Source organism: Vibrio sp. 10N.261.55.A7 (assembly GCF_002877365.1).
Classification (GTDB): domain Bacteria; phylum Pseudomonadota; class Gammaproteobacteria; order Enterobacterales; family Vibrionaceae; genus Vibrio.
The window spans coordinates 1-20924 of the sequence record NZ_MCWZ01000034.1; the positions used below are offsets into that span (position 1 = coordinate 1).

21 protein-coding genes are annotated in these 20924 nt (G+C 44.4%); 10 read left to right on the forward strand and 11 right to left on the reverse strand.

The window, feature by feature from the left end:
* Positions 1-72 precede the first annotated feature (72 nt).
* Positions 73-438: a DUF4145 domain-containing protein gene (locus BCU12_RS03720; protein ID WP_102403043.1), complete on the reverse strand. Its 366-nt coding sequence runs from the start codon at positions 436-438 to the stop codon at positions 73-75.
* Between the two features lie 238 nt (positions 439-676).
* Here BCU12_RS03720 and BCU12_RS03725 point away from each other — a divergent pair, with 238 nt between their 5' ends.
* Complete coding sequence (locus BCU12_RS03725; protein WP_102403044.1) at positions 677-1003, forward strand: DUF2500 domain-containing protein; 327 nt, start codon at positions 677-679, stop codon at positions 1001-1003.
* Positions 1004-1029: 26 nt separating this feature from the next.
* Here the strand turns inward: BCU12_RS03725 and BCU12_RS03730 are convergent, their stop codons facing one another.
* The 3 genes from BCU12_RS03730 to rhtB form a co-directional block, all read right to left on the reverse strand.
* Positions 1030-2043 (reverse strand): acyltransferase family protein, encoded by a 1014-nt coding sequence (locus tag BCU12_RS03730; protein WP_102403045.1) that lies wholly within the window; start codon positions 2041-2043, stop codon positions 1030-1032.
* A 287-nt stretch (positions 2044-2330) separates the two neighbouring features.
* Positions 2331-3557 carry an HDOD domain-containing protein gene (locus tag BCU12_RS03735; protein WP_102403046.1) on the reverse strand — a complete coding sequence of 409 codons (1227 nt, stop codon included), beginning with the start codon at positions 3555-3557 and terminating at the stop codon, positions 2331-2333.
* Between the two features lie 35 nt (positions 3558-3592).
* Positions 3593-4210: a homoserine/homoserine lactone efflux protein gene (rhtB, locus tag BCU12_RS03740; protein ID WP_102403047.1), complete on the reverse strand. Its 618-nt coding sequence runs from the start codon at positions 4208-4210 to the stop codon at positions 3593-3595.
* A 106-nt stretch (positions 4211-4316) separates the two neighbouring features.
* On the opposite strand from rhtB, the gene BCU12_RS03745 reads away from it, so the two are divergent.
* The 4 genes from BCU12_RS03745 (at position 4317) to BCU12_RS03760 (ending at position 8238) form a co-directional block, all read left to right on the forward strand.
* Positions 4317-5318, forward strand: a complete 1002-nt coding sequence (locus BCU12_RS03745) for an alpha/beta fold hydrolase (protein WP_102403048.1) — start codon at positions 4317-4319, stop codon at positions 5316-5318.
* A 153-nt stretch (positions 5319-5471) separates the two neighbouring features.
* Positions 5472-6299 carry a Cof-type HAD-IIB family hydrolase gene (locus BCU12_RS03750; RefSeq protein ID WP_102403049.1) on the forward strand — a complete coding sequence of 276 codons (828 nt, stop codon included), beginning with the start codon at positions 5472-5474 and terminating at the stop codon, positions 6297-6299.
* 174 nt (positions 6300-6473) lie between these two features.
* A complete protein-coding gene (locus tag BCU12_RS03755) occupies positions 6474-7508 on the forward strand; it encodes a hypothetical protein (protein WP_102403050.1) in 1035 nt (344 codons plus the stop codon).
* 34 nt (positions 7509-7542) lie between these two features.
* On the forward strand, positions 7543-8238 hold the full coding sequence (locus BCU12_RS03760; RefSeq protein ID WP_241909736.1) for a DTW domain-containing protein: 696 nt from the start codon (positions 7543-7545) through the stop codon (positions 8236-8238).
* Positions 8239-8245: 7 nt separating this feature from the next.
* On the opposite strand, the gene yigB is transcribed toward BCU12_RS03760, so the two are convergent.
* Genes yigB through BCU12_RS03790 form a run of 6 tightly spaced genes read right to left on the reverse strand, consistent with a single transcriptional unit; the run spans position 8246 to position 12968 of the window.
* Positions 8246-8959, reverse strand: coding sequence for a 5-amino-6-(5-phospho-D-ribitylamino)uracil phosphatase YigB (gene yigB / locus BCU12_RS03765; protein ID WP_102403052.1), 714 nt, complete (start codon positions 8957-8959; stop codon positions 8246-8248).
* Positions 8960-9892 (reverse strand): tyrosine recombinase XerC, encoded by a 933-nt coding sequence (gene xerC / locus BCU12_RS03770; RefSeq protein WP_102403053.1) that lies wholly within the window; start codon positions 9890-9892, stop codon positions 8960-8962. It abuts the gene before it with no gap.
* Complete coding sequence (locus BCU12_RS03775) at positions 9861-10568, reverse strand: DUF484 family protein (protein ID WP_102403054.1); 708 nt, start codon at positions 10566-10568, stop codon at positions 9861-9863. The genes xerC and BCU12_RS03775 overlap by 32 nt, the downstream gene beginning before the upstream one ends.
* A gap of 55 nt (positions 10569-10623) precedes the next feature.
* On the reverse strand, positions 10624-11454 hold the full coding sequence (dapF, locus tag BCU12_RS03780) for a diaminopimelate epimerase (protein WP_102403055.1): 831 nt from the start codon (positions 11452-11454) through the stop codon (positions 10624-10626).
* A gap of 10 nt (positions 11455-11464) precedes the next feature.
* Positions 11465-12718 (reverse strand): diaminopimelate decarboxylase, encoded by a 1254-nt coding sequence (lysA, locus tag BCU12_RS03785; protein ID WP_102403056.1) that lies wholly within the window; start codon positions 12716-12718, stop codon positions 11465-11467.
* A gap of 37 nt (positions 12719-12755) precedes the next feature.
* Positions 12756-12968 (reverse strand): lipoprotein, encoded by a 213-nt coding sequence (locus BCU12_RS03790; RefSeq protein ID WP_102403057.1) that lies wholly within the window; start codon positions 12966-12968, stop codon positions 12756-12758.
* On the opposite strand from BCU12_RS03790, the gene cyaY reads away from it, so the two are divergent.
* On the forward strand, positions 12948-13262 hold the full coding sequence (gene cyaY, locus BCU12_RS03795; protein WP_102403058.1) for an iron donor protein CyaY: 315 nt from the start codon (positions 12948-12950) through the stop codon (positions 13260-13262). The two genes, BCU12_RS03790 and cyaY, sit on opposite strands and share 21 nt — an antisense overlap.
* A 79-nt stretch (positions 13263-13341) precedes the next feature.
* On the opposite strand, the gene BCU12_RS03800 is transcribed toward cyaY, so the two are convergent.
* Positions 13342-15870, reverse strand: a complete 2529-nt coding sequence (locus BCU12_RS03800) for a class I adenylate cyclase (protein WP_102403059.1) — start codon at positions 15868-15870, stop codon at positions 13342-13344.
* 347 nt (positions 15871-16217) lie between these two features.
* Between BCU12_RS03800 and hemC the strand changes: the two genes are divergently transcribed.
* From hemC to BCU12_RS03820, 4 genes are read left to right on the forward strand one after another with little or no spacing between them, the layout of a single operon-like run.
* Positions 16218-17156 carry a hydroxymethylbilane synthase gene (gene hemC / locus BCU12_RS03805; protein WP_102403063.1) on the forward strand — a complete coding sequence of 313 codons (939 nt, stop codon included), beginning with the start codon at positions 16218-16220 and terminating at the stop codon, positions 17154-17156.
* A gap of 3 nt (positions 17157-17159) precedes the next feature.
* The gene (locus tag BCU12_RS03810) at positions 17160-17915 is read left to right on the forward strand and encodes a uroporphyrinogen-III synthase (RefSeq protein ID WP_102403060.1); all 756 of its coding nucleotides are present in this window, start codon (positions 17160-17162) and stop codon (positions 17913-17915) included.
* Positions 17905-19104 (forward strand): uroporphyrinogen-III C-methyltransferase, encoded by a 1200-nt coding sequence (locus BCU12_RS03815; protein ID WP_102403061.1) that lies wholly within the window; start codon positions 17905-17907, stop codon positions 19102-19104. Before BCU12_RS03810 ends, BCU12_RS03815 begins: the two co-directional genes overlap by 11 nt.
* Positions 19104-20285 (forward strand): heme biosynthesis HemY N-terminal domain-containing protein, encoded by a 1182-nt coding sequence (locus BCU12_RS03820; protein ID WP_102403062.1) that lies wholly within the window; start codon positions 19104-19106, stop codon positions 20283-20285. Before BCU12_RS03815 ends, BCU12_RS03820 begins: the two co-directional genes overlap by 1 nt.
* Positions 20286-20924 lie beyond the last annotated feature (639 nt).

Here is a 20924-nt window from a genome sequence, read left to right on the forward strand (position 1 = left end):
CGTCCCTTTTGTTTATTTAATGCGTATAAAGATTGTTATCAGCTTACCCAAGCGGCAAAGTATTGATATTCATTATAAATGTTTCGATAAAACATCCCAATGAGCGTAATAAAAACCTAACGCAATCAAAGTAATCAGTGTCATTAAAGTGATAGCGACTCGCCAAATAAAACGACTACTTCTTGGTGTTAGCTCTTGCTCGCACTCATCACATGTTGAGATGAACCCTTTTCGGTCTTCTAGTTCATACTCATCTTCATGGACAATTTTGTTTCGGACAGTCGCTATATATCTAAGCTTCCCAATCACATCATGTGGAAGCCTCTCTTCACAACTCGAGATCAGCTGGTGCAGCCCTTTGCCTTCCGCATGATATTGCCCTCGAAGTAATGTTTCGAGCTTGCGAGTTCGTAAAACGACTTTTTCAATATCAGACATTACACGCCTCCATGACTTTAATTGTAGACAGGCATAACCCTATTCTTCTACATGTCTTATTTTTTTTCGAGATGTTTCAATACAAAATTAACAAATCTAGACATATAACCCGTTGAAAGGACAGTTACTCAACGCCATTAAGGAATAGATTCATACATGGATCGCGATTCATGATCTTGATTGACCCTTTTTCTTGCACTCAGCGATACAATGTCGCGTCAATTCTACGGAGAGCGTCATGCCATTTTCACTTTTTATTGCACTAGCCCTTTTAATTGTCGGGTCGGCTTGGTTTTTTATAGGATTCTATCGAAAGCATATGTTGGGCGAAGATGCTCCAGAGCAATCGGTTAACGTTACTATTCTCGATAAGCAAGTTATTCAAGTTCCTGATGCTGAACCGGGCCAAGAAGAAGAGTTTTGGATTTACGTCCAACGCTCACCTGTCGGACCAAAGCGAGAGTTTCAAATTGGTGTTCACTTCTACCATGCTTTGAATCCAGGCGATCAGGGTAAACTGACTTATAAAGGTGATAAATTTCTCCACTTCGCGTTAAAACGATAGAGCCGCTCACCTACTTTCGAAATCGGTTAAGGCAGTAACCAACGTGTTTTCGCCGATTTTGAAACGCCCCAACTGAGCAGTAAAGCGCCACTGCCACTTATCACAATCCATACTGGTATGACCCAAGCAGGGTGACCTTCATGCCATCCATACGCCTTCATTGGCCACAAGAATATGGGATGCAATATATAGATGCCTAAACTATGTTGGCTGATCAACGCCACGATTTTGTATAACCTCGCCGATAAACCCTCACCAAAATAACGACACAGCATAAACACCATACTTGCCGCTAATATCACGTTAAGCGTTTTATAGGATAACCAACGATTCACTGTGTATTCACCAGCTTCCACACTCAGGTTCACCACCGAAGTAACCGTCATAACGAGCGCAGCAACACCTAAAGCTGTCGCGATGCCCACACTGGCGTTATTCAAAGGCACCTTTTTAAACAGCAGGTAGCCTAACGGAAGATAACCAGAATAGAGCCATAATTGATGACTCCACGGGCCATCAATTTTGTATAGATATAGCACCGAGGTAAACAACCATAGAGCAACCAGGGCGTATACCGCCTCATCAGTTGTCCGTCGTACAAAAATTTGTAATAACGGAATCACGAAATAGAGAGGAATAAAGTAATAGAAGAAACCTAAGTGATAATACGTAGAGTGAGTTAGGCTTTCTGACAATACCTGCTTCGTAATATCCCCATCAAAGCCCTCTAAAGTCCAGCCAGATAAATAGGCATAAAACAAAGACCAGATGATGAACGGAACCAACACCTTACCTAAACGACGCTTAACATAGTATTTAGCATTAAAGGGGCGCTGATCACTCAACATCAACGCACCACTGATCAAGATGAAGACAGGGACAGCCCAACGCGATACACCGTTAACACTGATTGCGGTTAACCATTGATCGAAAGGAATGACACCAAGTTCATGGCGATAGGGTGCGAGCACATGAATAGCGATGACAGCCACCGCAGCTACGCATCGCAATAAATCAAAAAACTGTACGCGCTCTCTCACTAAACTTTCCTCCATCTCTTCGGTAACAGGTTGAATATAGCAATAAAAAAGCCGCGGATGTAACACACTCGTCAGCTTTTTGTTAAATATCTACATAATGATGAAACTTGAACTGAATGTAGTTAGGGTCACTTTCTGATCATCATGGAAAGCACATGCTTCAGCCTCTAAAAAGAGACCTTACCTGCCAGAACGTATCTTCTAAGGCATAAGGGAAAAACTAAGGGAGGAAAAAGAGGATGAGAAGCGTTAAGAGCTCGCCAATGAGCACTGAGTTTACTCTTCCGCTAAAGAATATTGTTCACTTGTTGGCTCCACTTTTGTGCAGAAGACAACGCATGGATAACTTCTTCAACGTTCAGTTCTAACGAATGACAAAAACTTTGCAGACCTTGCCAGTCCGCCTTTTCAAAACATTCTTCAATTAACAGTAACGAACCAAAGGGCCCGCTTCGCTCAAGCAATATCCCTTTCACGGAGTCGCTCAGTGGCAACTGTTCAAGCAGGTCATTTAATGACAAGTCCAACAATACATCGAGCATGGAAAATAGGCCTATCAGAAAGGCTTGATCTCGGTACGAGAGAAACATCGGATTCTGCGACATGAGAAAGCAGAATTGAGCTCGCTGTAAAGAGAGCTTAGAGAGCTCTTGTGGCTTATTGCGAGAGATAAACGACGCGACCGTTAACGACACGAACGATTTAAGTTTGTCCTCACCCAGATACAAAAGAGCTTGCCTGAATGAAGAGATAGGTACCGTGATTCTATCGGACATCGAATTGACGAATTGAAGTAGCTTGTATGAGAGCTTCGCATCTTTCGCAATGATGCGCTCAACGTTGTCAAAGTTAACGTCTTTCTTGCATACTTCGTTAAACAGCTCCATCGCAATCACTTGATCTGGGCTGATATAACGCTGCTTCATTAGCTCAGGTTTACTAAAAAAATACCCTTGAAATAGACTAAAACCCGCCGAACGCGTCGCCGTAAATTCATCTTTCGTTTCTACGCGCTCAGCCAAAAACTTGAGTCTGCTATTGCGGGCTCTAAGCTCTTTGACCATGATGCATGCCTTAGCCAGCCCCATCGCCATGATATCGATTTTGACAATCTGAACATACGGCAAAAATGGGCGCCATTCAGGCTGGTAAACGAAATCATCCAGAGCAATGACGTAGCCTTTTTCACAAAGTGTTTTTATTGCGTTTAATAGCTGTTCATCAGGCTTGGCGGTTTCTAACACCTCTACCACGACCTTCTCTTTCGGCAAGACATGAGGCAAGCCATTTATAAGGCTTAAGTATGGGAAATTGATAAAACAACGAGAACGATCGATAGAAGGGTTTGTTCCAATCGCCAAAAAGTTTTCAACAATAAGGCGATACGTTGCTCGATTGGACTCAATATGGGCAGGAAAAGCGTTATTCTCCCCATCTCGAAACAGCAGCTCATAACCCAAAGTCTGGCGCTTTGCATTTAAGATTGGCTGTCGAGCAACGAATATATCTTTCATTTTAATTCTTATAAATGAACAAGTTATCTATTTCATCATATTTTTGAAGTGGCTAAAAGAGCGCCACATCCCATAAACATGGATCCAAAAATACGATTCACTTTGCCCATCACTCGCTCTGAACGAATAAATCGTCCCATTTTAGAAGCCGCAGAGGTGTAACCAAGCATAACAAAACTATCAATAATTACGGTCGTGACACCCAGAATAGCAAGCTGTGTGACCTGATCTTGAGTTGGGTCGATAAACTGAGGAAACAAGGCAACAAGAAACACAATGGATTTAGGATTCGTTAGGTTAATCAATAGTGCATTACGCATTAACACCAAGCTTGATTGTTCAATGCCACCAGCATGAGCTTCTAAACTTGATTGGTCACGCCACTTTTGTATACCCAACCAAACTAAATAGATGACACCCACCCACTTAATAATGGTAAATGCCAGTGCCGATTGAGCCACCAGTGCACCGATCCCTGCTCCCACAAGAATAATATGGAACGCAAGACCAAGCTGCAGACCAGCAATCGCGGCCAATGATCTTTTCGTACCATAGTTAAGGCCATTACTAATAGAGTTCACCGTGCCTGAGCCCGGAGCCAAACTAAATACTATTGCCGTCACAACATAAGCAAGCCAAACATGCATATCCATCGTTTTTTCCTCGACTAAATCGACTTAGCCCCACATAATTTAATTCATAGTGACACGTGTACATCGAAGCAACTTACGCCCAGATTAATACTTATTCAAGGATATTATGAATTCATTGAGCTCGAATACCTTTCCTTATACTCAAGAGCCCTCCTTTGAGCAAGTTATCCATTCCAATATTTTTCAGCATTGGCAATCGAGAGAAGAAGGCTACCTCTTAGCAAAGGATAAACGCCGATTGTATTGGTGTAAGATGACCAAGCCCGAGCACACCAAGGCCATCGTCCTGGTTAATGGTCGCATTGAGTCAGCATGGAAGTATCAAGAGCTGTTTCATGATCTTTTTCATCAGGGTTATGACATCTACTCCTTCGATCATCGAGGCCAAGGGATGTCCGAACGTTTAGCGGATGACCATGAAATTGGCCATGTCGAAGAGTTTGACGACTACATTGTAGATATGGCTCAAGTCATCGCCTCTTTCTCACTCGAACATTATGAACAACGGTATCTATTAGCGCACTCTATGGGAGGGGCCATCGCCACTCGCTACTTACAAACCAACCCAAACCAATCATTTGATGCCGTCGCACTGAGCGCACCGATGTTTGGAATCAAGATGTCACCGTTATTGCGCCCAATTGCCCTTCCATTTGCTCAGATAATGAGTATGGTCACGGCGCTTCCTCAATATGCACCCGGGCAACAAGGGTATTACGCGAAACCCTTTGATATTAATCCTCTGACAAAGAGTAAAGCCCGCTATCACTGGTTTAGAAACTTATATAACACAATGCCAGAGCTGAAACTTGGGGGCCCGAGTCATCGCTGGGTCGGTCAAGGCTTAATGGCTGCAAAGCAGTGTATCCAACAAACGAGGCAGATTGGTATCCCACTTCTTCTATTGCAGGCCGGAGACGAGACCATCGTAGATAATCGTGCTCAAATTCGATTTATCAAGAAACTGGCTCGAACCAACAAGCAATGCGCATTAAAGATTGTTTACGGCTCAAAGCATGAATTGCTGTTTGAACAAGACGCCTATCGCAATGATGCGCTCGATTGTATTCTTCAGTTTTTTGGCCAATCTCCGCAAAGTACTCATTAAAACCCATCTCCTTAGCGAAGTGATGGATGGCTTCTATTCAAATTCGACAAATGAGGAAAAAGAGTCAGCATAAGTTACCCTCTTTTTTTCCTTATTTATCGCGTAAACTGTGTGCAGAATATTTGACCTATCTACCAGCACTACGAGGGCTCTATGACCATCGCTGACAACCATTCACAATTCAACATTGTCGCCTCTGATCTTGATGGCACGTTACTGGCTCCTAACCATAAACTCAGTGATTTCACCAAACAAACATTAAAAGAGCTGCATGAGAAAGGCTTAACGTTCGTATTTGCGACTGGCCGTCACCACGTTGACGTCGCCGGCATTCGTGAGCAAGTAGGGATTCCCGCTTACATGGTGACCTCGAATGGCGCTCGTGTACACGACCAAAATGATCAGTTGATGTACAGTAAAAATGTGCCAGAGCATCTGATTCAACCGGTGATTGACCTTGTTAAGCAAGACCCTGACATAATGATCCACATGTACCGAAATGACGAATGGTTGCTCAATAAAGAAGATGAGATTCTGAAGAACTTTCATGACGAATCAGGCTTCTCTTATACTGTATTTGATGTTGATAACGCACCTGTTGATGGCATTGCCAAGATCTTCGTTACTCATCCTGACCACGACCACGACTACCTTGTTCCGTATGAAGATAAACTTAACGAATTATTTGGCGAAGAGACAAACGTAGCCTTCTCAACACCGTGGTGCTTAGAAGTGATGGCAGCCGAAGTATCAAAAGGGGAAGCGTTGGATGTAGTCGCGAAATCCATCAACCAGTCACTCAACAACTGCATCGCGTTTGGTGATGGTATGAACGATGTCGAAATGCTTAGCATGGCTGGACTCGGCCTGGTCATGGGAACATCCCATCACAAAGTCATGGATGCACTACCGGAAAACCCGGTCATTGGCTCTAATGCCGACGACGCTGTGGCTCACTATCTTAAAGAACATCTGATTTAATCGCTCATCAGCATTCTTTTGTTTATGCTGAAATAGAATATCTCAATGAGGGTACTTAGGTGGCTATTTGCAGTCATACGAGTGCCCTTTTGCTTTCCCTGACTTAACCCTGTTCTATTCTCCTCTCTTGATATGCCATAATGTCTCCATAGATTTACATTCGGTGATTACCCCATGACGCTACTTAAATATTCGGCTCTGTTGATTTCGCTCGCGGCTCTTCAAGCATGCTCTTCTCATACAAGCTCAACAAAAAGTGCAGAGAACAATACCGCTTCACTTGAGAATCCAGATACGATTCAACCTCAGACATTTGTGCTTCGTGGTCAGGTCATCGTTGGGCATGAAGTCAACAGCATTACACCCTGCGGGAGTAACAAACAGTTTTGGTTAGCGCTCGACGAAACACAGCGCCCGCAAGCTGCAAAACTGGTTCGCTCCCCTTATCAGCCGCTCTATGGCGAAGTGATTGGTCATCTTGCCACGCCTAATCCGCACGGGTTTGATTCCGATTTTGAAGCCCGCTTTGTTGTTGACCAGATCAATTTCCTCACGGCGGAGAACCCTGAGCGATGTAATCAACCGCCCAAAGCAACGCAAGTCTTTGGAAACGAACCTAATTGGTCGGCCACTTTTAAAGGCGATGATCTCATCTTTCAACGCATGGGCTTTGAAGCGCAATCACTGGCCATTCGTAGTAATCAGATTACGGCCAACAAGCGTGAATACACCTTACGAAACGGTGAGCTATTACTGGAAGAAAAAATTTGTAGTGATTCAATGAGTGATAGTCTTTACGGGTGGCGCGCTAGCATGACTCTCGATGGAGAAACGTATAAGGGCTGCGCAACCTTGTCGAACCAAGACGCCACCGTCAATTGGCAAGGCTCGTACCATGCAAAATCGACCGAAACGATGGGATTCAGTGTTCAGATGACACTTCTCTCGGATCACACGGCGATGATTCAATATGAGTACAACAATGGTGAATCAGCAACCGTTGAAAAAGGGTTTTGGCAACAACTCGATAGCAATCAGGTACAAGTGGTCATGACCCACCACCAAGGCCAACCTCTGCGTTCAGAACGGATATTTACCCGTAATGATCAACAGATAACCACAACCCACGAGAAGGTCGGCAACATCGTTTACCCGATTGCAAATGGTGGACTCACGTTGTTTAAGCACTCTATTTCAGCGGCTCAGTAATGATTGAATTCATTTGCCTTGAGCAACATGCAACATGGACACGCTATCGATGATCTACCGCTCGACTCAATGTCCGAAGTGCGAACTCACCCAGCACTGTGTTTGTGATGACGTACCTCGTATTCACTCTCCTGTTCATATAGCGCTACTGATGCACGAAAATGAGCTAAAGCGAGAAACCAACACGGGCCGCTGGCTAATGGCTAGCCTGGATAAATGCTCTCAACATGTATGGCAACGGAAAGTCCCCAATCAAAGCTTAATCGATTTGATTGAGCTTCCTCATGTCGTGCCTATGATTCTGTACCCAAGCGAGCAGAGCCAACCTGTCACTGAGGTACTCGCTGACCTAGAAACGTTGAAACGCAGTCGAACCCTTCAGGGTGAACCCAACCTTAGTCAACCTCTTCCTTTATTCATTATTTTGGACGGTACATGGCAAGAGGCGAAGAAAATAGCCAAAAAGATATCTTGGCTCAGTCAATGCCAGCACGTTCACCTCGTTCCCACCTCTCAGTCAAGTTATGGACTGAGACGGAATCAAGAAGAAGGGCATTTATGTACGCTGGAAGTGGCGGCTGAACTGCTTAACTTGGTGGGAGAGAGAGACTCCGCTTCTCAACTCACTGAGTTCTTTCTCCGATATATGGCGATTTACAAAGCCGATAAATCGGGGCACCCATTCAAAGAAAGCGAGCGACGAGAACAAGTTCCAAGACAAGGAGATTAAACCTCAATTAAAGCCGCAGTAACGAGTCAAGTTGATTGATTTCAATATCAGGAAGTGTGCGACTCTTCGGGTGCTGCATCAGGTTGGTATCCTGATCATTATACCAACACGCTTGAAAACCATTCCTCTTTGCCCCAGCCACATCCGTTATAAGATGATCGCCAATATGCAAAATATCTTTCGGGGCGATGTTGAGAAATGCGGACGCTTTTGAGAACAAGTCGGCATGGGGTTTTGCTTTGCCATCCGGCCCTGCTTTAAGGGTCAACGAGAAGTAGTCGTCTAGGCCAATTTTACTGACATCCACATTGCCATTGGTTATTGCCACTAGCGGGTATCGTTCACTCAATAGCTTCAGTACTCGATGTGACTCTCTTGGAACCTCAAACTGACTACGAAGCATCAGCACTTTCTCAATCGTCGCCTGCGCTGCAGAGCGTGCTTGAGCGTTATCTAAGCCAAGCTTAATTAGACCTTGCAGTATCTGCTCAAAACGCCAGCGAGTGACGTCATGCTTTAGCATTGGGTCAAGACTCGCAACCTCTAGCTTTACTTGTTGCCACCATGCGTAGGGTTTGCTTGCACTCACAGGGTATTGTTGATGCAACCACTGAGTTATCTCCGACTCCACCCGTCGAATGATCGGACGGTTGTCATATAGCGTGTCATCCAGATCAAACGTCATGGCTTTAATCGGTGAAAGGCGACGATAGAAACGCATCTAGGAATTGTCCTTTTTCTTCGCTCTTGGGTGAGCCTGATCATAGGCCTGAGCCAAGTGTTGAAAATCAAGGTGAGTATAAATTTGGGTGGTCGATATGTTTTCATGCCCAAGCAACTCTTGCACGGCGCGTAGGTTGTTACTTGACTCTAAGACATGGGTAGCAAAAGAGTGACGCAACTTATGCGGGCTGATGTGACTCGCCACCCCCTGTTTTTGTCCCCATTCCGCCATGCGCTTTTGTACATTCCGATGAGAGATTCGTACTCCTTGCTTTGACACAAAGAGGGCTTTCTCATCACCATTGGCAAAATCAGCACGATGCTTCAGCCAGCGGCCAACCCACTCTTTGGCTTCACCAGAAAAAGGCACCTTGCGCTCTTTATCGCCCTTACCGACGACACGAATTTCGCCCGCGCTCACTTTGATATCTTTAATATTGATGTCCACCAGCTCAGCAAGACGAAGCCCTGCGCCGTACATCAATTCCATCATCGCTCGGTCACGTATTGATAAGGGATCATTGTCATCATCGACCTCAAGGAGTTGCCCAACTTCATCAACATCAAGATTCTTTGGTAATGGTCTTTGCTTACGAGGTGCAGAAACGCCCTTCGCCGGATTCGCTGACAGATCTCCCCTTAAAATAAGAAAATCAAAGAAGCTACGTAATGACGATAACCTTGTCGCTATACTGCTGGGTTTCATCCCATCACGCATGCCCTTACTGGCGAGCTGCCTGACCCAAGCTGCATCAATTTGATCCCAATGCTCTAAACCCATTGAGACCAAGTGCTCAGCCATGGTTTCGAGTTGTTGCTTATAATTTCGTTGGGTGTGCAGGCTTAAACCCTTTTCGCTTCTAAGAAACTCATAGAAGCGATTCAAGGGCTTTTGCAGGCTATTTGGAAGAGTTGCTGTAGATTCGCTCATTATCAACGGTTCTCCAAGGGAGAGTATTCACTAAGTGAGAAACAACAAGCGCTAGGTGCCGCAAAAACAGGGTGTCCATATGCGGTTGGAAGTGACCACCATCTTCACTTGAAAAAGCCAATACTCCCATGGTTTTTTCACTGCTCAAAGGCAAGACAACGTAAGAACCTAGCTCTGGTGTTTTAGAGTGCTCCCCAAGTAACTCTAAGCGATCTAATTTTCTTAATCGCCCAAGATAAGCACTTTTGCCATTCAAATGATTGGTAGAGAATCTCTGTATATGGTCTTGTTCAATCACATATCTCGACGATGGCGCGTCCACTAACCGAATGTGCGCGCGCAAAGAGAGAACTTTGGCTTTGTCTTCAATTGCAGTGAATACGCTGCTGAGGTCTTCACATTTCAAAACATGCTCTTGCAGCTCCATGAACTCATGAAAGGTGCGATCGTTTTTCGCAGCCAAAGACATCAACGTCGTGATCTCTTCTTCCAACTCTTCAATACGCTGGCGTTGACGATTCAGCTGAACATGCACCAGTGAGACCGCACCTTGCTCTTGGTTAGGCAGAGAAAGTCGATCGACTAACGCACGTCGTTGCAAGAAGAAATCTGGGTTGTCTTGTAAATATTCGGCAACCACTTCAGCGGTTAAGGCATCCGCTTCAATATGAGACAAAATCATTCCTTAATGTAAATATTTTTATCGGTATTCTATAAATTCGACGACAAGCTTAGCAGGACAATTGCCCATCAAAAACGTGTGTCGCAGGGCCCGTCATATATAACGGATGACCAGGACCTTGCCATTCAATCTTTAATGCACCGCCTGGCAGATGTACCGTAACAGATCGATCCAATAGCCCTTGCACGATACCCACCGCCACGGCACCACAAGCACCGCTTCCACAGGCATTCGTTTCGCCAGCTCCGCGCTCATAGACTCGTAAACGAACTTCGTCACGATTAACTACCTGCATAAAGCCTGCATTCACACGCTCTGGAAAGCGCTCGTGAGATTCGAGTAATGGGCCCAGTGTCTCCACATCAGCAGTCTCTACATCATCAACCACCGTCACTACGTGCGGGTTACCCATGCTCACTGCACCGCAAAATAGCGTGTGTTCATCGGTACGTAAAATGTAAGTTTTCTCGACTTGCTTGGCTTTAAATGGAATCTTACTTGGTTCAAAAATAGGCTCACCCATATTAACGGTCACCTGATCATCTTCCTCAAGATTCAACACCATCTTGCCTTTCTTCGTGCTGACACTGACAGAGAACTTATTCGTCAGTCCCTTCATTCGCACAAAACGAGCAAAGCAGCGCGCACCATTGCCGCACTGCTCAACTTCACTGCCATCCGCATTAAAGATACGGTAGTGAAAATCCGTTTCGGGATCATAAGGCGCTTCAACCACCAACAACTGGTCAAAACCAATACCAGTGTGACGATTCGCCAAGCGACGAATCAGATCTGGCGAAAAGAAGATGTTTTGGGTAATGCAGTCAACGACCATAAAGTCATTACCCAAGCCGTGCATCTTAGAAAAATGGAAATGCATAGTACTGATGTTACTCCGGTAAGATATTTTCAAGAACCCATAGGCTTGATAGCTCTTCACGTTCTCGAACTAAGTGCGTTTTATCGCCGTCAACCATGACTTCAGCCACTCGAGCTCGTGTATTGTAGTTCGAAGACATAACAAAACCATATGCACCCGCAGAGCGTATCGCAAGTAGATCGCCCTCAGCGAGTACCAAACTACGATCTTTACCTAGACAATCTCCGGTTTCACAAATTGGTCCAACAATGTCGTAAGTTTGAGCGTCGCCCTCTTTCGGTACGACAGGCACGATGTCTTGCCACGCCTGATAAAGAGCAGGACGCATCAAGTCATTCATTGCCGCATCGATAATGGCAAAGTTTTTATGCTCTGTATGCTTTAGGAATTCAACTTTTGTCAGCAGAATACCCGCATTGGCCGCGATCGCACGACCAGGCTCAAAGATAAGCTCAATGTTAGGGTGGTTAGATAAACGAGACAGCAATGCTTTCGCGTAATCTGAAGGCTGTGGTGGTTGCTCATCACGGTAAACCACACCCAGACCGCCACCAACATCCAAATGCTCGATATTGATTCCGTCGGCTTTAAGTTCATCGATCAACGCGAGCAAACGGTCAGTCGCATCAATGAACGGTTCAAGATCCGTCAGTTGAGAACCTATATGGCAATCAATACCTTGAATATTAAGATTCTCTAAGCTCTGTGCAAACTTGTACACGGCAGGCGCTTTATCAAACGCAATACCAAATTTATTGTCGCGCAAACCCGTCGAGATATATGGGTGAGTATTTGCATCAACATCTGGGTTAATGCGCAATGAGATTGGCGCAACAACGTCGAGTGACTTAGCCACTTTATTTAAACGCTCTAACTCAGGCTCTGATTCCACGTTGAAACACTTAATGCCTAACTCCAACGCCCGTTTCATTTCAGCTTCTGTTTTACCAACCCCTGAGAAAACCACTTTCTTTGGATCACCACCAGCAGCAATCACTCGCTCTAACTCACCACCAGAAACAATATCAAACCCAGAACCAATACGTGCTAAGGCATTTAACACACCCAGGTTAGAGTTCGCTTTTACTGCATAGCAGACAAGGTGCGGATGATCACCCACTGATTTATCAAATGCATTCCAGTGACGTTCTAGCGTTGCACGAGAGTAAACATATAAAGGCGAGCCATATTGCTCAACTAAGCGAGTGAGTGCTGTATCTTCAGCCCATAACTGGCCATCATCCTGGTAGTTGAAATAATCCAAAGTGTTTTCCTTACTAAATTTGACTGTTCTTTCTTAATTATTGTGCTTGTTCATTCTGTGTTTCATCGCCTGGCATATAAAGAGCGCCAGTCTGTCCACAGCCTGCAAGTGTAAAAATGGAGAGCATAAATAGCGCTACAATCGATTTTTTCATTTTGCATCTCGTGATTATTGATTCAATGCCCCCTATAATCGCACCACACTCAAGAAAAGCAATAGGATAGAAGAGATGAACGATACGGAATTTCATCAAGAAGTCGATTTACAGATACAACGCATTGAAGATGCGATTGATGAGTCAGAAGCAGATATTGATTTTGAGAGCTCTGGAAACGTATTAACGCTTGAATTTGATGATAGAAGCCAAATCATTATCAACCGTCAAGAGCCTATGCAAGAGATCTGGTTAGCGTCTAAATCTGGCGGTTTCCACTTCAAGCAAATAGATGAGCAGTGGATCTGTTCTAAAACAGGTCTAGAGTTTTTTGCAATGGTCAAAGAAGAATGTGAAAAGCATGCGGGTGAAGCGATCGATTGGCCTTAGCCAACACGTCACCTTCTCTACCCTAACGACCCAGACGTAGAATAAAAAAGAGTACCGCGAGGTACTCTTTTTTAATTGATTAAGCATTCACCGCCCTTGATGGCTTGGAATACGTGGTGTTGTCATTTCGATACGGCACCACATAGCTATTCCCATCTTCAGGGTGAACAATTTGATAGTATTGAGGAAGATTGAAATTAATTCGATCTGTCGACAGCAAGTTTTCATCTTTCGCCGATGTGTAGAAGCTATTTACGCTAGCAATCATTTCATCTTTTTCACCGCTAAACTGGTGATAGACTTCGCTTTGATTACTCTCATCCAACACGTAAATATTAAAACCTTTATCCGTGTCCTCGAAGAAAAATTGAACCAACCCTTCACTGGCAAAGGTATCAATGATCTCAGGTAACTCTCGATCTTGCTCTTTATCTAGCATCAATAATGGTGAACCATTGAGCTTATTCGTTGAAATGCTACGATAAAAATCCACCGAGTTTTCTAGCTTCTGCACTGACACGCCACGTCGTTCAAAGAACAAACCATACATCTGCTGACCAATTCGCATCGCTTTAAAGCGGCGGCGTTTCTCTTGCTCAATCGGCTTCAAACGCAGGTCAATACATTCAGCGAGAAGTTGATACACGGTATTACGAATCGCACCGCGATAGTTCTTGGCATAGCAGAATACGTCGACAGATTCTGGCGGAATCGCATCTTGATGCATTTTTCCCAGTACGGTTTTTAATGCGTCAAGTATGGCTGTCTCTCCTTGGAAATGAAGCGTTCTTACTTCATGCCAAGAATTACGATAAACAAGGTCAACGCTGCCAACTAAGCTTTGCTGGTTACAACCAAAGCTAAAAATATCCATGCCTTTTTGATCGATACGTGTGGCTTTGGTATTGATCTCAGCGGTAGGGTCACTTTCAAAGTTGATGAACATCGCCAGTTGGCTTATTTCACACGGGCTCGCTAAGGCCTGCATACTAGGGCGACGTTTACGCAGTGAGAACGTGTTGCGTAAATCACTCACCATTTGATAAAACTTATCAATGTCTAACTGCGCTTTACGCACAACAGAATGAAGTCGCGTCGACTCAGTGATCATGCCATTGAAGAACGCCCACGCGACCAATTTACTGAGGTATTCGTGATGCTCTAGATTAGGCTGACCAATGATGCGATGTGGAATAAGCGGCTGCTTATACAAATACCAACCGGGAAGGTTAGTTCGATTATCTTGAACCTCAATAAAGGTCAGATCAGGTTCATGCAGGTCAGGAGAAATCTGCGGATTAAGCAGCGTCACTTTTCCTGGGAGCACCTCAAATGCCGCGTACAATTTACGAGCTAGGATACTAATATCCTGAGGGCTTATTGCAGACGTTATCTCGTTCTTACGTGCAAACTGAATAAGGTTTCGGTAGCTCAGCATTAAAGCATCAAGCAAATCGTGGTGAACCACTTTGACCTGCTCGACTTTCCAATGGCGTCTATCGTCAAGCTCAGCAATCACCTCTGGGCTCCAATTCCACTTAGACGTCATATCCTGCAGAGCTTCACGGCGCCAAGCAACCGACCCTGAGCCAGGTTCACGAGACAACTTCTCATGTGTTTTTAAATAGAAACAGCGACGAACGAGATCAAGCCTCGCCTGATCATCAATTCGCTCTAAATAACGGGTCACTTTTTCAAGCATCAAGTAATAAGCGTCCATCCCATACAAATCTTGCTCATGGGCAAAGAAGCGGCGCTTAGTATCTAAACTTAATAGTTGAGTATTTGGGTATTCCCACGAGTATGCCTCAAGCAAGATGGCTTTCAGCACCGATTTATACGGCGAGTCTATACTCTTATACAGCTGCCAAAGATTCGAACCGAAGTACTCTTCCGCTGGAATTCGATTCAACTTACCAAAATCAATCCAATCACAGCAATTGACATCGCCACTCGCACAAAGGTCTTTAACGTAATCTTCGTAGCACTCTTCCATTTCTGGCGGGACAATTTGCCACAACAAACGCTGGCCAGCTAAACGAACGGCTGAGCGATAAAACTCATCGAGTAATAGTAGATGTTGAGATGAACCACAATTATCACCCGTCATTGCCTCAGAGTGATTACTTTTAAAACGCGTTTCATCCATCAAGAAAAAGTTGGCTTCAACCCCTTGAGTCTTCGCCCATTCAGTAATGCCCAAGCATTTCTCTGTCAGCAACTCTCGATCTTGCGCGTTCATGTCAGGAGAGACACATACCCAAATATCAAGATCGCTCGATGTACTTTGCCCAATGGAAGAAGTACTGCCCATTGTGTATAGGCCTAGAATCGCAGGCGCGTGTGCTGATTCCAGTTTGTGGCCCATAGATAACTCAGTTTCTTCAACGTAAGCGCTTTGCTCTGACGATGGAGTAAACGCACGAATGCCATAAGGAACGCTTGTATCCTTATAGCCAGGAATAATGGGGTGGTGGTAATGAAAAAGTAGAGGAATGAGGTTGAATACACGCTGACCTTGCAGATCCATAAGCGCCAGCGCACGCTCAATGCGTTGCTGATTTAAGCTATCTAATCTTTGGATTAAAGTCTTTGTATAAGCCTGCAAGGGTAGTTCCTTGATTGAATTATAATTTTGTATCTCGCTCGTTTATTAAGCTAAACACAACGCCAAAACGTGATCAATCTAACACTTTTATTCGATTTGGTAAAGAATTGAACCACATTCTCATGTTTAATCACTTTACCTATCTCTTCGGCCTTTATTTTTTACTTAGTGTCGTAGTTAACCCGCAATTCTAATAATAGCTCACTTTACAAATGGGAGGTAGATCACGCTATTTTGACCGATTTATGCTATCCCATGTCAGGAGGGAAAACCATGCGATCTAGTAGTAAGACTTTCAGTATTGGAATGGTAGGATGAACAAAAAATTTCAATCAGTAGAGATTCGCATGACTCAAACCACTCCAATTCGTATTGCCACACGTAAAAGCCCACTCGCGCTGTGGCAGGCCTACTTCGTCAGAGACGCACTTCAAAAAGCTCACCCAGGGCTAGAAGTTGAACTGGTTACCATGGTAACGAAAGGCGATATTATTCTAGACACGCCACTCGCTAAGGTTGGTGGTAAGGGGCTTTTTGTTAAAGAATTGGAAGTCGCCATGCTTGAAGGTCGAGCGGATTTAGCGGTCCACTCCATGAAAGACGTGCCTGTCGACTTTCCTGAAGGCCTAGGTTTAGTGACTATTTGCGAGCGTGAAGATCCGCGAGACGCCTTTGTCTCCCATCACTATGCAAGCATTGAAGAATTACCACAAGGTGCCGTTGTCGGTACTTGTAGCCTGCGCAGGCAGTGTCAGTTATTAGAAGCGCGCCCAGACCTTATCATTAAAGAGTTACGTGGAAACGTGGGGACAAGATTAGGAAAACTGGATGCCGGTGACTATGACGCTATCGTGCTCGCTGCAGCAGGATTAAAGCGCTTAGAGCTTGAAGAACGTATTCGCAGCTACATTGAACCAGAGCAATCACTTCCAGCAGTAGGACAGGGTGCGGTAGGCATAGAGTGTCGACTTGCTGATGATCGCTTAATCAAGCTTTTAGAGCCGCTTAACGATGCTGATACGGCCGATCGCGTGCTGTGTGAGCGAGCGATGAACTTGACGCTAGAAGGGGGTTGCCAAGTCCCGATTGGGAGCTACTCATTACTAGAGGGAGAAGACATTTGGCTCCGCGCCCTTGTAGGTGAACCTGATGGCACGAAAATGGTTCGTGGTGAAATCCGCGGCCCAAGGTCGGAAGCAGAACAGCTAGGCGTAACCTTGGCCAATCAATTATTGGACGATGGTGCGCGCGAAATTCTCTCTAAACTCTACGCTGAGCATGAGTGATCAATGCCGGTATTGGTAACTCGCCCTGATATTCAAGGGCTTCAGCTTTGCCAACAGCTCACGGAGGTGGGGATATCAGCTCTCCACCACCCACTGCTTTCTATTACACCCGTAGACAACATCAATAAGTTGGTAACGAACCTCGATACCTTTGACATAATCATCGCGGTTAGCCAACACGCTGCAACTCTCTCCCACATCGCATTACTCGAAAATCAACGAGAATGGCCAACTCATCCGACCTATATTGCGGTCGGTCAAAAAACCGCACAGATTTTAAGCAAACAAACTCAACAGATCGTACACTACCCTGAGGTTGCTGACAGCGAGCATCTATTAGCATTAGAAGAACTTCTATCCGTGGAGCATAAACGTATATTAATACTGCGCGGAGATGGAGGTCGTGAGCTCATTTTTGATTCCTTAACCGAGCGTAAAGCTCAAGTTGAATATCGCGAAGTCTATCGTCGGGATTACATAAGCTTTCAAGCGCAAGCAAGCATCGAGAAATGGCAGCAATCAAATATCAATGCGCTCATTATCACTAGCAGTGGCCAATTGCATTTTTTCTTATCTCAAGTGGATAGAACATCGAAGAATTGGTTGTTCGATCTTCCGCTGTTCGTCCCTAGCGAACGAATAGCGGCAGAGGCACAGCAACTAGGATTTAATAAAGTCATCAATACAGGCAGTGCATCCAATTCTGCATTGGTGACCGCTCTCCAGCTTAAAAACAGGACTCTAAGCAATGACAAGTAAAAAAGACAATCAGCATATTGAACCTGAGAACAAATCGACACCGTCAGAAGAAAAAGAAAAGGCGACGATTGAGGTTGAAGCACCAGAGAACAATAAAGACAAGAGTACAGTAAACAAAACCCCATCTGCCGTTCTTAGCAAGAAAAGTTCAGAAAAGCCTCCGACTAAAAAGTCCAACAAACTCAGTATTGCAGCCATCATCATTTCTCTTTTAATCGGGGGATCGCTCGTTTACAAAATACAACAATTGGATGAAGCACACCTTTCACAGATTGCCTCACTAAAAAACGAGTTGTCAGCATCTCAAACTGCACTGGCTGAGCGCCTTGAATCGGAACAAAAAGACATCATTAAGCAAGCTACGCAAATAGGTCATCAGAGCGAAGTGATGATCACTCAGCAGCAGAAAAGCATTGAAAGCCTTCAGTTGGCGATTGCCGACGTAAAAGGAAGGCGCCCGAATGATTGGTTATTAGCAGAAACAGACTATTTAGTGAAACTCGCGGGGCGCAAGCTATTTTTAGAGCAAGATGTAGTTAGCGCGACGATCTTGATGGAGGATGCCGATCAGCGCATCGCATCACTCAATGATCCAAGCTTAGTGCCGCTGCGTAAAGCGATGGCAAATGACATTACGCAATTAAAATCGGTTCCCGTCATCGACCGAGACGGGCTAGTACTTCGCCTCACCGCACTTCAGCAGCAAGTGGATGCACTGCCTCTTGCGAACGCCATTCTTCCAGAAGCACAAGTCGTAGAGAAACCCGTTGTCTCTGAAGACATTGTTGAATGGCAAAAAAACCTCATGACGTCGCTAAAGGACTTCTCTGAGAACTTCATTACTTACCGCACACGCGATGGCAATGTCATCCCACTCTTATCACCAGAGCAGGATTTTTATCTACGCGAAAATATTAAAGCGAAATTAGAAACAGCGATTCGAGCGACTTATGCTGAACAAGAAGAGGTCTATACGATAGCCTTAACGACGGCAAATAAATGGGCTCAATCGTTCTTTAATGTCGACGACAATTCCGTCAAAGAATTTGGTGCTACAATCGAGTTTCTAGGAGCCCAAAACATTCAGGTCGATTATCCAGTAAAACTCAGTACGCAAAACATCATTTCTGACGTAATTAATGAGCGCTTAAGACGAGAAGTGACCACATTAACGCAGGAGAATCAGTGATGTTTCGATCTATATTTTTATTTGTCGTTCTAGGGCTTGGATTATTTGCGGGCACTCAGTATGCGGGGCAACAAGGCTATGTTCTGATTTCCGTTGCGGATAAAACGATTGAAATGAGCGTAACGACACTTGTCATATTTATTATTGCATCGTTGGCCGCGCTTTTTTTTCTGGAATTCATCATTAAGAAGATCCTCCGAACCAGTTCTACAACCTGGAACTGGTTTAGCGTTAGAAAGCTTAAACGCTCGCGCCGCTTTACTAACGAAGGCATTATCAAACTGCTTGAAGGGGATTGGAAAGTAGCGGAGAAGAAAGTCATGCGCTGGGCCAATCATCATGATATGCCACTGTTGTGTTATCTAGTAGCGTCTGAAGCTGCGCAGGGCATGGGTGATAAACAAAGGCGTGATCAGTACCTCAGCAAGGCAAGTGAGCAAGAAAACTCACGTTTAGCGGTTGAATTAACTCGTGCAAAGCAACAAGTCAGAGAAGCTGAGTACGAGTTGGCCTTTGATACATTATCCAGCTTAAAGAATGAATATCCAAACAATACAATTTTGCTAAATCTATTAAAGGTTGTGTATTTGCAATTGCAACTTTGGCAACCATTACTTGAATTGGTACCAAAACTATCAAAACACAAACTCATTGAAAGTGATGAGCAAGAAAGCATTTTAGAAAAAGCACAATGTGGATTGCTCAGTGACATTGCCACACAAAAAGGCAGTGAAGGGTTGATCGCCCATTGGGACCAACTACCGAAGAAAGTGAAAGGCAATACTCATTTAATTGGCTGCTTTATCAAACAACTTATCGCGAGAAAAGCCGATAATGATGCTTATATCGTCCTCAAAGAGTCGTTAAAAAAACACGCATCCCCTGAGCTATTCTCGTTGCTGCCTGAGATTAACCTAGCCGACACTCACCCAGCCATTCAATTGCTGACATCAACGCTTAAAAAGGACAAAGACAATGCAACGGCGCACAGTGCATTGGCTCAATTTTACTTGCGCGAAAGTAACTGGGGGAAAGCTCAAGAGCACTTGGAAATCGCACTATCTATTCGTTCTAACGTATCAGATTATGCCTATCTAGCTGACACTCTTGAGAAGCAAAACTTGCCAAAAGCAGCCCATGAAGTCTCTAAAAAAGCGCTCATGTTGGTAAACAACAGCTGACGCCATAAAGACTTTAAGCAACATAAAATATTACCGACAATTTTGTCGGTATTTTTTTACTCATCTGAAATTATTAGCCGACACCTTATCATTCTCACATCAAATGTATAAGGTGATCAAATGAAAGTTAAACTATTAGCACTTCTCTGGGCTACAGCACCACTATTTCCTGCTCTTGCCGATGAAAGTAGTTCAAGGGCAAGCAACTATAAATCACTCTGTCTATCATGCCATGGGTCATTAGGGGGATGGTGAAGGTCCATCAGCGAATAGCTTGTTAGAGAGGCCCTCGAACCTCTTTTTAGAGCTAAACTCCTGGTTCAAGACAGAATACAGTCTTATTAACACTGTACTAAAAAGGGAAGGAAGTATTCCAGCTTGGGGAGCAATGCTATCAAGAGAAGATGTGAAAGACATCTTTGCTTATATAAAAGCAACCAACGAGTAATTCTCTACTCTAACTCAATTTTAATGGACCTGAAACGCTCATTAAAAGAGAGAACTTTTAGAGTGCCTACCAAAGAAACCAGCGCGTACGATAGTGCGATTAAGCTTCCTAAATAATATTGGAATACCTTATTCACTTACCATGAAATCAAAACGAGTCATTCACGCTATAGCCTGTAGAACTGTAGAACT

What these genes read in the sequence shown, in the direction of transcription:
- dapF (WP_102403055.1), bottom strand. Translation starts at nt 11,454, where the DNA reads ATGCATTTCCATTTTTCTAAGATGCACGGCTTGGGTAATGACTTTATG.
- BCU12_RS03755 (WP_102403050.1), top strand. Translation starts at nt 6,474, where the DNA reads ATGACGCTACTTAAATATTCGGCTCTGTTGATTTCGCTCGCGGCTCTT.
- yigB (WP_102403052.1), bottom strand. Translation starts at nt 8,959, where the DNA reads ATGCGTTTCTATCGTCGCCTTTCACCGATTAAAGCCATGACGTTTGAT.
- BCU12_RS03745 (WP_102403048.1), top strand. Translation starts at nt 4,317, where the DNA reads ATGAATTCATTGAGCTCGAATACCTTTCCTTATACTCAAGAGCCCTCC.
- BCU12_RS03760 (WP_241909736.1), top strand. Translation starts at nt 7,543, where the DNA reads ATGGACACGCTATCGATGATCTACCGCTCGACTCAATGTCCGAAGTGC.
- BCU12_RS03725 (WP_102403044.1), top strand. Translation starts at nt 677, where the DNA reads ATGCCATTTTCACTTTTTATTGCACTAGCCCTTTTAATTGTCGGGTCG.
- cyaY (WP_102403058.1), top strand. Translation starts at nt 12,948, where the DNA reads ATGAACGATACGGAATTTCATCAAGAAGTCGATTTACAGATACAACGC.
- BCU12_RS03820 (WP_102403062.1), top strand. Translation starts at nt 19,104, where the DNA reads ATGTTTCGATCTATATTTTTATTTGTCGTTCTAGGGCTTGGATTATTT.
- BCU12_RS03720 (WP_102403043.1), bottom strand. Translation starts at nt 438, where the DNA reads ATGTCTGATATTGAAAAAGTCGTTTTACGAACTCGCAAGCTCGAAACA.
- hemC (WP_102403063.1), top strand. Translation starts at nt 16,218, where the DNA reads ATGACTCAAACCACTCCAATTCGTATTGCCACACGTAAAAGCCCACTC.
- BCU12_RS03790 (WP_102403057.1), bottom strand. Translation starts at nt 12,968, where the DNA reads ATGAAATTCCGTATCGTTCATCTCTTCTATCCTATTGCTTTTCTTGAG.
- BCU12_RS03810 (WP_102403060.1), top strand. Translation starts at nt 17,160, where the DNA reads ATGCCGGTATTGGTAACTCGCCCTGATATTCAAGGGCTTCAGCTTTGC.
- BCU12_RS03815 (WP_102403061.1), top strand. Translation starts at nt 17,905, where the DNA reads ATGACAAGTAAAAAAGACAATCAGCATATTGAACCTGAGAACAAATCG.
- BCU12_RS03750 (WP_102403049.1), top strand. Translation starts at nt 5,472, where the DNA reads ATGACCATCGCTGACAACCATTCACAATTCAACATTGTCGCCTCTGAT.
- xerC (WP_102403053.1), bottom strand. Translation starts at nt 9,892, where the DNA reads ATGAGCGAATCTACAGCAACTCTTCCAAATAGCCTGCAAAAGCCCTTG.
- BCU12_RS03735 (WP_102403046.1), bottom strand. Translation starts at nt 3,557, where the DNA reads ATGAAAGATATATTCGTTGCTCGACAGCCAATCTTAAATGCAAAGCGC.
- rhtB (WP_102403047.1), bottom strand. Translation starts at nt 4,210, where the DNA reads ATGGATATGCATGTTTGGCTTGCTTATGTTGTGACGGCAATAGTATTT.